Source organism: Nostoc edaphicum CCNP1411, assembly GCF_014023275.1.
Classification (GTDB): domain Bacteria; phylum Cyanobacteriota; class Cyanobacteriia; order Cyanobacteriales; family Nostocaceae; genus Nostoc; species Nostoc edaphicum_A.
In genome coordinates this window covers 2,248,200-2,260,815 of the sequence record NZ_CP054698.1, presented here as the reverse complement: position 1 = coordinate 2,260,815, position 12,616 = coordinate 2,248,200, and the positions used below count along the sequence as shown (strand labels likewise).

Annotated in this window: 9 protein-coding genes; 6 read left to right on the top strand and 3 right to left on the bottom strand. The window is 42.5% G+C overall.

Annotated features, from left to right (window positions below; genetic code table 11):
* Nucleotides 1–25 precede the first annotated feature (25 nt).
* On the top strand, nucleotides 26–451 hold the full coding sequence (locus HUN01_RS12125) for a hypothetical protein (RefSeq protein ID WP_181931482.1): 426 nt from the start codon (nucleotides 26–28) through the stop codon (nucleotides 449–451).
* A gap of 153 nt (nucleotides 452–604) precedes the next feature.
* On the top strand, nucleotides 605–844 hold the full coding sequence (locus tag HUN01_RS12120; RefSeq protein ID WP_238846205.1) for a hypothetical protein: 240 nt from the start codon (nucleotides 605–607) through the stop codon (nucleotides 842–844).
* 581 nt (nucleotides 845–1,425) lie between these two features.
* On the opposite strand, the gene HUN01_RS12115 is transcribed toward HUN01_RS12120, so the two are convergent.
* Nucleotides 1,426–1,929 (bottom strand): hypothetical protein, encoded by a 504-nt coding sequence (locus HUN01_RS12115; RefSeq protein ID WP_181931481.1) that lies wholly within the window; start codon nucleotides 1,927–1,929, stop codon nucleotides 1,426–1,428.
* Nucleotides 1,930–2,957: 1,028 nt separating this feature from the next.
* On the opposite strand from HUN01_RS12115, the gene HUN01_RS12110 reads away from it, so the two are divergent.
* Nucleotides 2,958–3,626 carry a phosphoribosyltransferase gene (locus HUN01_RS12110; RefSeq protein ID WP_181931480.1) on the top strand — a complete coding sequence of 223 codons (669 nt, stop codon included), beginning with the start codon at nucleotides 2,958–2,960 and terminating at the stop codon, nucleotides 3,624–3,626.
* Nucleotides 3,627–3,944: 318 nt separating this feature from the next.
* On the top strand, nucleotides 3,945–6,320 hold the full coding sequence (locus HUN01_RS12105; RefSeq protein ID WP_181931479.1) for a glycoside hydrolase family 31 protein: 2,376 nt from the start codon (nucleotides 3,945–3,947) through the stop codon (nucleotides 6,318–6,320).
* Nucleotides 6,321–6,356: 36 nt separating this feature from the next.
* Here the strand turns inward: HUN01_RS12105 and HUN01_RS12100 are convergent, their stop codons facing one another.
* Nucleotides 6,357–6,506 (bottom strand): hypothetical protein, encoded by a 150-nt coding sequence (locus HUN01_RS12100; RefSeq protein WP_181931478.1) that lies wholly within the window; start codon nucleotides 6,504–6,506, stop codon nucleotides 6,357–6,359.
* 130 nt (nucleotides 6,507–6,636) lie between these two features.
* On the opposite strand from HUN01_RS12100, the gene HUN01_RS12095 reads away from it, so the two are divergent.
* Nucleotides 6,637–11,166 carry a PAS domain S-box protein gene (locus HUN01_RS12095; RefSeq protein WP_181931477.1) on the top strand — a complete coding sequence of 1,510 codons (4,530 nt, stop codon included), beginning with the start codon at nucleotides 6,637–6,639 and terminating at the stop codon, nucleotides 11,164–11,166.
* Here the strand turns inward: HUN01_RS12095 and HUN01_RS12090 are convergent.
* On the bottom strand, nucleotides 11,144–11,299 hold the full coding sequence (locus HUN01_RS12090; RefSeq protein WP_181931476.1) for a hypothetical protein: 156 nt from the start codon (nucleotides 11,297–11,299) through the stop codon (nucleotides 11,144–11,146). The two genes, HUN01_RS12095 and HUN01_RS12090, sit on opposite strands and share 23 nt — an antisense overlap.
* Nucleotides 11,300–11,901: 602 nt before the next feature.
* On the opposite strand from HUN01_RS12090, the gene HUN01_RS12085 reads away from it, so the two are divergent.
* The gene (locus tag HUN01_RS12085) at nucleotides 11,902–12,513 is read left to right on the top strand and encodes a LuxR C-terminal-related transcriptional regulator (protein WP_181931475.1); all 612 of its coding nucleotides are present in this window, start codon (nucleotides 11,902–11,904) and stop codon (nucleotides 12,511–12,513) included.
* Nucleotides 12,514–12,616 lie beyond the last annotated feature (103 nt).

The window sequence follows — 12,616 nt, the reverse complement described above, 5'->3', positions numbered from 1 at the left end:
AGCTAAAGCTAACTTGAGGAGAAACATGAGTAATAGTAAGCATTCTGATGTAGAAATAGAAATTTTACTTTTGGGAAAATGGCGTTTTGATACGTATTCCGAAAAAATAACTATTGAATTTAAAGATGATATGACTTATGAGCAAAACAGAGTTCAAATGCTTCTTTTCTCTAAACCTAAAGAACTGATAACAGGTAATAAATTTACTGGTGTATGGTACGTAACTCAAAAAAAATTGCATTTAAATGTTAAAACTATGCCCAAATCCGTTTTTAATTTAAAGATACCACTAGCTTTTAAGATTTCTCTTGCAGATATGATAGCTACTTTAGGTTCTATATTTATGCCAGAAAGTTATGAAGTTATTAGAATTAATAGTTCTAAATTTTTGATCAAAGATAAAGAGCAATCAATTATTGGGACAAAGATAAATAATACTAGAATGTCCTAGAGCTTATAAAATCACTCTGCTATCACTGCATAGCTTTGACCACACAATCGAAATCGCCCCTTAACTCTAGTTTTTGGACAATTCGACGTGCTTCTTGAAGTAAATACTATGAAAGCTGAAATATAAAAAAAGCAACTCGATAAAAATCATCCAATGATAACAATTACAATTCGCATTGCTGAAGATGTCATTGAGGATTTGAAACGAGTAGCACCATTGTTAGGTTTTTCTGGTTATCAGCCATTAGTTCGCGCTTACATCGCACAAGGACTCCGAGCTGATCTTGAGCGACTTGAGGGTGATACTGTTTCTACATTGATTGCCAGCCTAAAACGGCATGGTATGAGTGATGAGATAATTCGTGAAGCACTCAGCGAAGTTACTGGACGGTAGTTTTCAATTCTGACTTTTCACGTCATGTGGAAAAGCCCATGAAAGACCTAGCCCCCTTCCCGACACGGGAAGGGGGAAAATTCAAAGTCTCTCTCCTTGTAGGAGAGAGATTTAGAGAGAGGTTTTCCAGATGACGTGAAAAGTCAGGTTTTCAATTCTCTGGTCGCAATCAGCAGTTAAACAAGGCAAGATAGGCAATCAATACAAGCTATACTATTAGAAAAAAATCGGTCTTGTATTTGTTATTAGAAAATAATCGCGCGTAGGCGTAGCCCGTCGTAGACATCGCAGGCTATACAAAAACTCTAGAATTCAGAAATGGCAAAAGTTTTCGGAGAGTGACAGAAGCGCTATAGTCCAATAGAAACCACGTCCACTCTTTAACATGGTTTGAATTAGTCAGATGAAAGACAAAGTTTTTCCGCCCACAAGGGACAGAGTATTCACCAATGACAAATGACAAATGACAAATGACCACTCAATAAAAGTAATTTTATAAGAGAATACGAAAGAACTTTAGCTGAGGTTTTGCTCGGCTCAATTTAAGATATACAATATTTTAAAAATAATCTCAGGAAATATTAGGCGCTGATGGCTTGTTGTTCAGATTCAACTAACTGATTGTTAGGTACATCAAATCTAATAGTACTAGCTGCCCAGTCTTTGAAATCGGGTGCTAGCCAGACTAGCTTGCACAGAATTTCATCATTGACCCATAACACCAAGGGAAACCGAAACTGTTTCCGAAACTCATCTCGCATGATATTGGTGCTGATGATTAGTTGGTTAATTGCCACTACAGATTCTAAACCCCTTACCATCAAAGCTTCGGGTTGAGTTGCACCAATTTCAGTTGTAATAGCTGTGTAAAGTTTGTCAGCCGCAGGTGAGAGCAAAATTTCGTGGATATCTGTTGATGAAAATTCTGTTAACAAGTTCAGCACTTGCTGCTGCCTTTGAACACAATTACAACATGCTAGTAACAGTGAAAACTCTCCACCAGAAACCATCATTGCCCTTGCCAGCCTCTTAGTGGCCGCAATACTGCTAACTGTACTGTTTTCCGAATTACTTAAGCTGATCATTAAAAAATCCTGCTTTTGATTTTAAAAAGAGTTGAGCAATATTCCGTTATTCTACCCTATTAATTTTTATTCAAAAGTGTTATGCGGGTAACTTGGATGAGTTTTTCTCTGTAATACTAAGCATTAGATAATGAATAAGTATATGGTGTATTATCTCATATTTACAATTAAGGGGTAATGTAAAGCTAGTATTAATATAATGTAAGTACAAGAGGGCAGGCGGAGAATTAACAATTGAATTATTACTGTATTCTCATAGATTTTCGCATAAGCCAGTAATTAAGTAATTATTTCTTAAGATAGAGTTTAAAAAAATACTCAGTAAAAGTTTAACAGCAATAATTGGGAAGTGGGAGAAAACTTAATTAATAGTAGTTTTCAATTGCACCCCTACTTAGATATAAGGTTTTTCCGCGTCATCCTTCTCCTGTGGTCGCCGCTGCGCGTAGCAAGCTTTAAGAGTCGGGATACGGGTGACACTCATTCTAATGCAATAAATTCGCTTAAGCGCTAACACGAGTTGTCTACGCTTACAGTGTTCACCGCGTTACCATATCGTCTCAACAAGCCACTTTACGACAGCTATAAGTAGAGCGATATGAATAATTCAAGGTTTGTAGTGTACCCCTTTGGGGAAGCAAACTAATTTCAAGATTTTTTACTCAAATAATATTTGTTGTCTTCCCCCTGCTCCCAAAGCTACCCCAGCGATGGGATATTTTTTTAGTTGGAAGTCCTTATCCGAATTGTATTGAGTGTGGATTCGTGAAATTGTGTCAGCCAAAGATGCAAAAATCTTTATCCATTAAAGCTAACTCATTCGTTTGATAGAACTATAGATCGAAGATGTCGCTCCGTTAGTCAGAGGACAGGGAATATTTAGCTTTCTATGATCAGTTCAGAACATCTGACCATAACGAAAAGTTTAGAATTTGATCCATTGTTTGAGGTGGATAGCCAAAGAAAAATACGTATAAATATTTATGTAAATATTTAAATTTTTGGAAACTAATTAGGGATGTTACACCATGCTATTCAAAGATCGGAGATTTGCGGGTCAAGTTTTGGCTAGGGAGTTAGCGGCTTATGCTAACCGCCCAGATGTCTTGATATTAGGTCTACCCAGGGGTGGCGTACCCGTTGCTTTTGAAGTTGCCAAAGTATTAAATGCTCCCTTAGATATTTTGGTGGTACGTAAATTGGGTGTACCTGATCAAGAAGAACTAGCTATGGGAGCGATCGCATCTGGTGGTGTGCGGATAATTAATGAATATATTATCAGCCTGGTGAAGATATCCGACGAAGTAATTGCCAGAGTTGCAGTCCAAGAAGAACGGGAGTTAGAACGACGAGAACGGCTTTATCGCGGAAATCGCCCCTTTCCAGACTTACAGGGACGCACAGTCATCTTGGTAGATGATGGTTTAGCCACAGGTGCAACTATGTGGGCTGCTGTTGTGGCTGTACGAAAGCAGCAACCGGCTCAGATTGTGATTGCTGTGCCTGTAGCCGCACCTGAAACTTGCCAAGAGTTGGAAGCTGAGGTAGACGAAATCGTTTGCGTCTCGACACCTAGTCCTTTCCACAGCGTTGGTCTTTGGTACAAAGACTTTCCCCAAACTACCGATGAAGAAGTCCGCGACTTACTCGCAAAAGCCACAAAGAATGGTGAAGAATATCTCTCGGCATCTAGATAAGGTTTAATGTTTGGGAATTAGCAAAATTAAGTTTCTGAGATGGGCTGTATGGAGTATGGTAGCTAGGGACTTCCAAATAATCCCATCGCTTTTAGGGCAGGGGGGCAGGGAGCAGGGGGATGAAAAGTCGTTGTGATTCCAAAAATTGGATAATTTATTTTTTGGAGTTCCCCTACAGAAACTTGTGCATTAGAAAATCACCTTTGCTCAAGAATATCTGCTAATTTTGCACCCAACTTCTAGCGAAAGAAAGAGTTTGAAGCTAGGTATGTCTGTAATCATGAATGCGGACAAGTGTTAACCAGCTGAATAACTGATATGCCGCAATATTTCGGAAAACTACCCACAACGAATCAACCTTGGACAACAGTTAGCAATGTAAAAGCTGTAACCTGGGACAATAATATTATTAATTTTGACTGTGGCAACTCACGCCTTACCCTCAGCGTACTTGCTCCCAATTTAATCCGCGTGCGTTTCGCACCAAGCGGGGAATTTATACCTCGCCGCCCTTGGGCTGTGACGCTAGATGATGCAGAATGGGCGACAACGCCTTTTGTAGTACAGGAAACTGAAGCAACGGTAGAAATTGAAACATCACAGATTCGTGTGTGCGTTCAGCGGGAAAAATGTCGCATCGCCTGTTTCGACAAAGCTAATCGTCCCTTTGCCCAAGATGCAGATATGGGGATGGGTTGGCGGATGGGCGCAGTTGCAGGGTGGAAGGAAATTGCAGCCGACGAACATTTCTATGGCTTTGGTGAACGCACAGGCTGGCTGGATAAACTCAGCGAGGTAAAAACTAACTGGACAACGGATGCTTTAGATTATGATGCACTTACTGATGAAATGTACCAAGCAATTCCATTTTTTATGGCTTTGCGTCCGCAGGTAAGCTATGGCATCTTTTTCAACACTACTTTTTGGAGTCAGTTTGATATCGGTGCTGAACAACCAGGTATTTGGAAAATGGAGACTCGTGGCGGTGAATTGGATTATTACATTATCTACGGCCCCGAACCAGCCCAAATCCTGAAGACTTACACTCAGCTAACTGGGAGAATGCCGTTACCGCCGAAATGGGCGCTAGGTTATCATCAATGCCGCTGGAGTTACGAATCAGAAAACGTTGTGCGGGAATTAGCAAAGGAATTTCGCCAACGTCGCATTCCCTGCGATGTTATTCACTTAGATATTGACTATATGCGCGGCTATCGGGTGTTTACTTGGAGTCCTCAACGCTTCCCAAACCCGGCAAAACTTATTAGTGATTTAGCAAAGGATGGTTTTAAAACAGTCACAATCATTGATCCTGGTGTGAAGTATGAACCAGAAGCAAATTATGATGTTTTTGATCAAGGAATAGAAAAGGACTATTTTGTACGTAAAGCTGATGGTGCGTTGTTCCACGGCTATGTTTGGCCTGAGAAAGCTGTTTTTCCTGACTTTTTACGTCCTGATGTGTCTAACTGGTGGGCTGATTTACACAAAAGCCTAACTGATATTGGGGTGGCAGGAATTTGGAATGATATGAATGAACCTGCCATAAACGATCGCCCTTTCGGCGATGATGGTGAAAAGATTTGGTTTCCGCTAGATGCACCACAGGGGGGAGGGGGAGAGAATTCAAAATTCAAAATTCAAAATTCAAAATTAAGAATTGATGTGACTCATACAGAAGTGCATAACTTGTATGGGTTGATGATGGCTAAAGCTTGTTATGAAGGGTTGCAACGGCATCGAAGCTCAGAGCGATCGTTTGTGTTAACGCGATCGGGTTATGCTGGTGTGCAACGCTGGTCTTCTGTGTGGATGGGAGATAACCAATCGTTGTGGGAGCATTTAGAAATGTCTCTGCCGATGCTTTGCAACATGGGACTTTCGGGTGTAGCGTTTGTGGGTTGCGATATTGGTGGATTTGCTGGTAACGCCACAGCTGAATTATTCGCTCGGTGGATGCAGGTAGGAATGCTTTATCCATTGATGCGCGGCCACTCGGCAATGTCTACTGCTCGTCATGAACCTTGGGTATTTGGCGATCGCGTTGAAGATATCTGTCGAGAATACATTAACTTACGTTATCAACTACTTCCTTATATCTACACTCTTTTTTGGGAAGCGGTAACAACAGGCGCACCGATTTTAAGACCATTATTGTACCACTTCCCCAACGATCCGAAAACTTACACTCTCTACGATCAAGTATTGTTAGGTGCGTCGCTGATGGCTGCACCAATTTATCGCCCTGGAGTTGAGCATCGGTCTGTCTACTTACCCGCTGGCACTTGGTATGATTGGTGGAGTGGCGATCGCTATGAAGGCCCGATTCACATTCTTGCCCATGCACCACTGGAAAGAATGCCACTGTATGTCCGTGGTGGTGCGATCGTTCCCATGCAACCTGTCAGACAATACGTTGATCAAGCCCCACTCGACGAGATCCGATTACGGATTTGGACTGGTAATAATGAATATCAGCTATTTGAAGATGATGGAAAAACAAAAGAGTATCAAAATACAAAATTTTCATCAATGAAAATAAGTGTATTTACTGATATTAGTCAAATAATAGTGGAAATTGAAGCGAGAGAAGGGGAATGGACACCCCCACCGCGTGAAGTGATTGTAGAAGTTGTTGGTATTGGAGAGCAACGTTTCCAAGACGATGGTCAGCATCATACTCTGCAATTTTGATATGGGGACTGGGGATAGGGGACTGGGTACTGGGTACTAGGAGGGAATAATTAGTAAAATTTGGTTGGGGTTCCCAATCCCCAATGCCCAATTCCCAATGCCCAATTCCCAATGCCCAATTCCCAATGCCCAATCCCCAATTCCCAATCCCCAATCCCCATTATTTCCATACTCTAAATTGTCCAAGAAAAAATATGCATATGGGTAGATGAAAAGTAAGTCAATAGGTAGCCTAAAATACAAAGGTTATAAAAGACTAACCTGTAAGAAATACTGAAATTTACTACGCTAGATAGATGCGGTTAGAGAACACTCAATGTTAAACATTAACCGCTTGCGGCTGCAAGATATCTTGAAAATTCCTGCCAATTCACTTGTGGCCAAAGTCGCAAGTGCAATCCCCATTTTGGTTGGCAGTTTGGTACTAGTTGGCTGGTGGCTTGGCATTGAAGTTCTTAAGCGCGGCTTTCCCGGTAGTCCTGCCACAATGAAAGTCAACACAGCACTGTGTTTTGTACTTTGTGGTCTGTCGCTGTGGTTATTTTTAAAAGCAGGGGAGAAAAGAAGCAGCAAAGAAAGAATAATTCAAAATTACCCCCACAATTCCACAGCCCGCAATGCCAAAGGGGGTTCGTTGAACCGACTCACTTTGCTAATTGCCAGAGTCTGTGCAATAGCTGTCACCACAATCGCTGTCCTCACACTCTGTCAATACGTGTTTGGCTGGAATCTTGGTATTGACGAGCTGGTGTTCCGTGATTCGCCAACTAGCATAGCGACATCACATCCGGGGCGAATGGGGGTGAATACAGCACTGAACTTTATCCTGGTCAGCGTAGCTGTACAGATTTTGATTCATCCAAAAACCCACCGCAGTTATTGGTATGCCCAGATTCTTGCTCTGGTAGCTACTTTAATTTCCTTTCAGGCGCTCATGGGCTATGCCTACAAGGTGCAAGTTCTCTATGGACTTGCCCCTTATACAACATCAATGGCCTTACACACAGCAGTGTTGTTCCTTTTACTAAGTATAAGCATTCTATGGGCGCGGGCAGAACAGGGGTTCATGAGGGTAGTTACGGGTGATACTTATGGCGGCTTACTTGCACGTCGTTTATTAGTTGCCGCGATCGCAGTACCTTTTGTATTGGGGTGGTTAATTGTTGAAGGTCAAAGGGCAGAAAAGTATGGCCCGGCTTTTGCAGTGTCGCTATTTGCCATTATTCTAATTGTAATTTTTACTATTTTGGTTTGGCAAAGTGCGTCGGTTATTGAACGCCTCAGCCATCAACGCGATCTTGCCCAAGAAGTAGTGAGAACCTACGAAGCTAAACTGGGGAGTTTCGTAGATTCTAACGTCATCGGGATTCTGTTTGGCGATGTGTACGGTGGTATCCACAATGCAAACGACGAATATCTGAGGATGATTGGTTACACGCGCGAGGATTTGTTAGCAGGTAGGGTAAGTTGGAGCAATATCACAGCACCAGAGTATCGATACTTGGATAAGCAAGGTGTCGCCGAAGCACAAGGAAATACCAACGCTGCTTGTACGCCCTACGAGAAAGAATATATTCGCAAGGATGGTAGCCGCATCCCGGTTTTAGTTGGTTACGTGCTGCTAGGAGAAAACCGAGAAGAGTCAGTAGCATTTATCCTCGACTTAAGCGATCGCAAGCAAGCAGAAGCAGAGCAACAAAAATTAGTATCGCTGGTAGAAAATAGCTCTGACTTTATTGGTATAACCACCCTTGAGGGTCAATTACTTTACATCAACGATGCAGGTCAAAAGCTGGTAGGGCTTGCCAGTCTTGACGAGGCGAGGCAAAAAGCAGTATTCGATTACGTTATGCCTAAAGACAAAGCCTATCTTCAAGAGCATATTCTGCCGACTGTGCTATTACAAGGGCGCTGGCAGGGTGAATTCGGCTTCCGGCATCTCCAGACAGGTCAACCAATACCAGTTGATTACAACATCTTCACTGTTACAGACAAAAATACAGGTCAGCCAATTGCCCTAGCAACTGTGACTCGCAACATCAGCGAGCAAAAACAGGCTAAGGAACAAATATTACAACTAAATAGGGATCTACAGCGTCGCATTACTGAGTTACAAACTTTGTTAGATGTAATCCCCATTGGAATTGGCATTGCCGAAGATCCAGAATGCCAAAATATCAAAGTCAATCCTGCTTTTGCCAAACAGTTGGGGATATCACCAAGTACAAATGCCTCCCTCAGTGCTCCCAGTGACGAAAGACCGACAAGCTTTAAAATCTACCGAGAAGGAAGGGAATTGTCAGCAGAGGAACTCCCGATGCAGTACTCTGCTGCTCATGGTGTCGAAGTTCTGGATTTTGAAATCGATGTCATCCATGAAAATGGAAAACTTGTCAAGCTGTTGGAGTATGTTGCACCCCTGTTTGACGAAGATGGTAAAACCAGAGGATGTATCGGTGCATTTTTGGATATTACGGAGCGCAAACAGGCAGAGGAAATACTTCTAAATCAGCACAAATGGCTAGAGGATGTTTTGAATCTGATGCCAAGACCCTTACTGTTTATCGAACCGGGAACGGCGCGGGTAACTTTTGCCAATCGCTCTGCTGACGAATTAGCTGGGGGTGAATTTCCCAAAGGTGTACCAGCGGCAGAGTATCACACAGTTTACCACTATACGGATGCGGCTGGCGATCGCATCCCCAATGAACTGATGCCAGGAGTGCGGGTTGCCCTTGGCGAACGTCTAGATGGTTTGGAGGTAGACTGGCATACTCCCACTGGTGTCCGCTCTCTACTGATATTTGCCGATACTCTGCCAGCAATGCACGGTCATCCAGCTACCTGTATCTTGGTGTTCCAAGATATCAGCAACCTCAAGGAGGCAGAAAAAGCACTCTCGTTAAGTTACAAAAGGCTAAAGCTACTATTCGACACAGCCAACGATTTACTATCGAGTCAGCAACCAGTAGTACTAATCGATAGTGTCTACCGAAAACTCGCAGACCAAATTGGTTTAGATGTTTACTTTAACTATTTGGTTGAGGATAACTCTCAGGTAATACGGTTGGGATCTTACAGTGGCATTTCCCCAGAACTGGCAAAGGAAATTGAGTCGTTGGCTTATGGTGAAGCGGTTTGTGGTACTGTAGCCCAGGAGTGTTGTGCAATAGCTCTAGAGAATGTCCAGCAATCAACTGACCCAAAAACAGAATTGCTTCGTTCTTTAGGCATTACTGCTTATTATGGTTATCCATTGATTGCCCAAGGACGGTTGCTGGGTACTCTTTCTTTTGGCAGCCGCACTCGGTTAAGCTTCACCGAAAATCAAAAGGGGATGATGCAAGCAGTGTGCGATCAAATAGCGATCGCAATGGAACGGGCTAGTTTAATTGCTTCTTTGCAACTACAAACTGAGCAGTTGCAAGAGGCCAACCGCATGAAGGATGAGTTTCTGGGGATATTGTCTCATGAGTTGCGATCGCCTCTCAACGCTATCCTTGGCTGGGCGCAATTACTGCAACGCAGCAAGCTTAATGAAACTCAAATGGCTAGGGCTACGGAGACAATTGAGCGCAATGCCAAAGCACAAACCCAGCTAATTGAAGACTTGCTGGATATATCGCGGATGATTAGAGGCAAGTTACGCCTCAATGTCCGCACTTGTAATTTGGTTTCCATGATTGAGTCGAGCCTAGAAACTGTTAGTCTAGCCGCCCAATCCAAGGAAATCGATTTGAGATTTTCTCTCATTCCTTCAAAAGAAACGCCAAATTTAGATTGCGGATTAGGAATCAATGGCGAAAATCTCGAATCAAGAGAAGCCCAATCCCAAAGCAATGAACGCTTAGAGAACAGCAAGCTTGCCGAAAATCCTCAATTTCTAGTTTCTGGGGATTTCGAGCGCTTACAGCAAATCATCTGGAATCTGCTATCCAATGCCATCAAATTCACACCCACAGGAGGACGGGTAGAAGTGCAATTGTCGGTGGTAAATGGCCCAGAAAAACCAGAGAAAACAGATCAAAAACTAGTTTTTGGGCATGGGGAATGGGGCATGGGGCATGGGGAAGAAGCTACCATTGCCCAATGCCCAATGCCCCAAGCGGCGGCGGGAGCAACCTCAAACACCCACAAGGGGATAGAGTTTCCCGCCGCTTTCAATAAATATGCCCAAATTCAGGTGATTGATACAGGCATTGGTATCAGTCCTGACTTTCTTCCTTACGTTTTTGATCGCTTTCGTCAAGCTGATAGTTCTAGCACTAGAACCTATGGTGGATTAGGACTAGGATTAGCGATCGTTCGTCATTTAGTAGAATTACATGGCGGTACTGTCCACGCAGATAGTCCGGGTAAAGAACAAGGAGCAACTTTTACAGTCAAACTACCACTTCTAAAGAGTGCCCCCCTCCATCCCTCTACCCCTCTGCCCCTTTGCCCCTCCGTCTCTAAGCACCCTTCCCTCCTTGGCGTGCGTGTGGTGGTTGTAGATGACCAAGCCGATACCCGTGAATTCATCACCACAGTCCTCGAACAGTGCCAAGCCGAAGTTAAGGCAGTAGGATCAGTTCCAGAAGCATTGCAGGTAATTACACAGTGGAAACCAGATGTTATAGTCAGCGACATCGGTATGCCCCAAGAGGATGGTTACTCTTTGATCCGCAAACTGCGATCGCAACCCCCAGAACTAGGGGGAAATATTCCCGCCGCAGCGTTGACAGCTTATGCTAGAGCAGAAGATCGGATGCGAGCTATACAAGAAGGTTATCAGCTACATTTACCTAAACCCATTGAGGCAGCTGAGTTAGCTACAGTAGTCGCTAGCCTTGTTGGACGGACTTAGAACGAATGGGGAATAGGGCATTGGGCATTGGGCATTGGGCATTGGGCATGGGGCATTGGGCATTGGGAATAGGGCATGGGGCATTGGGCATTGGGAATAGGGCATGGGGCATTGGGCATTGGGCATTGGGCATTGGTTATTCTCCTTGTCTCCCTCATCTCCCCCTGCTCCCCCTGCTCCCCCTGCTCCCCCTGCTCCCTGCTCCCTTACTTCTTCCCCATTCCCTCGTATATTTTTATTTCAGCATGAATAATGATTGTGTATTGGGGCGATGAGTACTTGGTATAAGCGGCTTCAATACAGTTCGGCTAGCTGGTTTGTTTCTGTATCTCACTCAACTGCATACCGCTATATCTCAACCGTATTGGGAGTTATCCGAAATATATTGAAAGCGGCTTCCGAAATAGGCAATTTAAGAGTTGTATTTAAATCATGTAACCTTAGCTAATTCAAACAGGTTACATGAAACTATAACTTGGATATATTAAGAAATTAAGGTTAAAAATAAAACTTTTGTTTACTTAGTTAGCTTTATTAGTCTGTGGTATTTCCTCTTTGTGTAAAGCTCTTACGTCTCTAAGACACTTCTTGTATGCTTTTTAACTTCTTTACTACATTTTCTAAATATATTTATTTAGAAAAATATGTATGTAAAAAAATGGATACAAGTAGTCTATATTTCAAGCCTCATGAATTTAATCAAACAAGTACTTTTTATACATTAAGATAACTCCTATGATCGCCCTAACAAACACATTAGTAAAAAAAGTATCTGAACCACAACAGCTAGATAGTATTGATTTACATGACTCGAAGCGGGCTGATTTTTTACAAGAAGTAATTGAAGGCTTAGAAGACGGTATATTAATTTTAAGCCAAGCAGGTGAAGTGGTTCATACTAATGCATCTGCTCATCGTCTTTGTTGTCAATTCAATCAAGATAATTGCAACGAAAATTTTGTACCGCCAGTCATCTGGGATCTTTGTGAATCCTTACTTAGCAGTCGGTATTTATTTTCTGATAAGCTCATCATTTTATCAGATGAGATTGTGCTGGATAAGTCAAATGTTTTTCGTGTTAGGGTGAGACTGCTAGATTTAGATGGGTTTGAAGTGCCTTGTTTGTTAGTGACTATCGAAAATCAGTATGAGTCCTTGAAAAGTTTAGCAATCACTGAAGTTAAAAAATTTGACTTGACGCCGCGAGAAGCTGAAATTTGGTTTCTCTATAGAAACAACTACAGCTACAAAGAAATTGCCACTAAGCTTTACATCACCATAAACACAGTGAAAAAGCACATGAAAAATATTCACACCAAGCGACAAGCATATCTTGCAGTTGAATAGTAGCAATAAAACAGGAGTCAGAATTCAGAATTCAGAAGTAAAATACTCTTTCTACCTGGCGTTGAGACGAATATAATAGGTAGATGTAATTAAATGCAAGATT

Bases quoted from the DNA above. Each gene is read 5' to 3' on its own strand.
- HUN01_RS12125 (WP_181931482.1), top strand. From the start codon at position 26: ATGAGTAATAGTAAGCATTCTGATGTAGAAATAGAAATTTTACTTTTG.
- HUN01_RS12120 (WP_238846205.1), top strand. From the start codon at position 605: ATGATAACAATTACAATTCGCATTGCTGAAGATGTCATTGAGGATTTG.
- HUN01_RS12115 (WP_181931481.1), bottom strand. From the start codon at position 1,929: ATGATCAGCTTAAGTAATTCGGAAAACAGTACAGTTAGCAGTATTGCG.
- HUN01_RS12110 (WP_181931480.1), top strand. From the start codon at position 2,958: ATGCTATTCAAAGATCGGAGATTTGCGGGTCAAGTTTTGGCTAGGGAG.
- HUN01_RS12105 (WP_181931479.1), top strand. From the start codon at position 3,945: ATGCCGCAATATTTCGGAAAACTACCCACAACGAATCAACCTTGGACA.
- HUN01_RS12095 (WP_181931477.1), top strand. From the start codon at position 6,637: ATGTTAAACATTAACCGCTTGCGGCTGCAAGATATCTTGAAAATTCCT.
- HUN01_RS12090 (WP_181931476.1), bottom strand. From the start codon at position 11,299: ATGCCCAATGCCCAATGCCCAATGCCCCATGCCCTATTCCCAATGCCC.
- HUN01_RS12085 (WP_181931475.1), top strand. From the start codon at position 11,902: ATGATCGCCCTAACAAACACATTAGTAAAAAAAGTATCTGAACCACAA.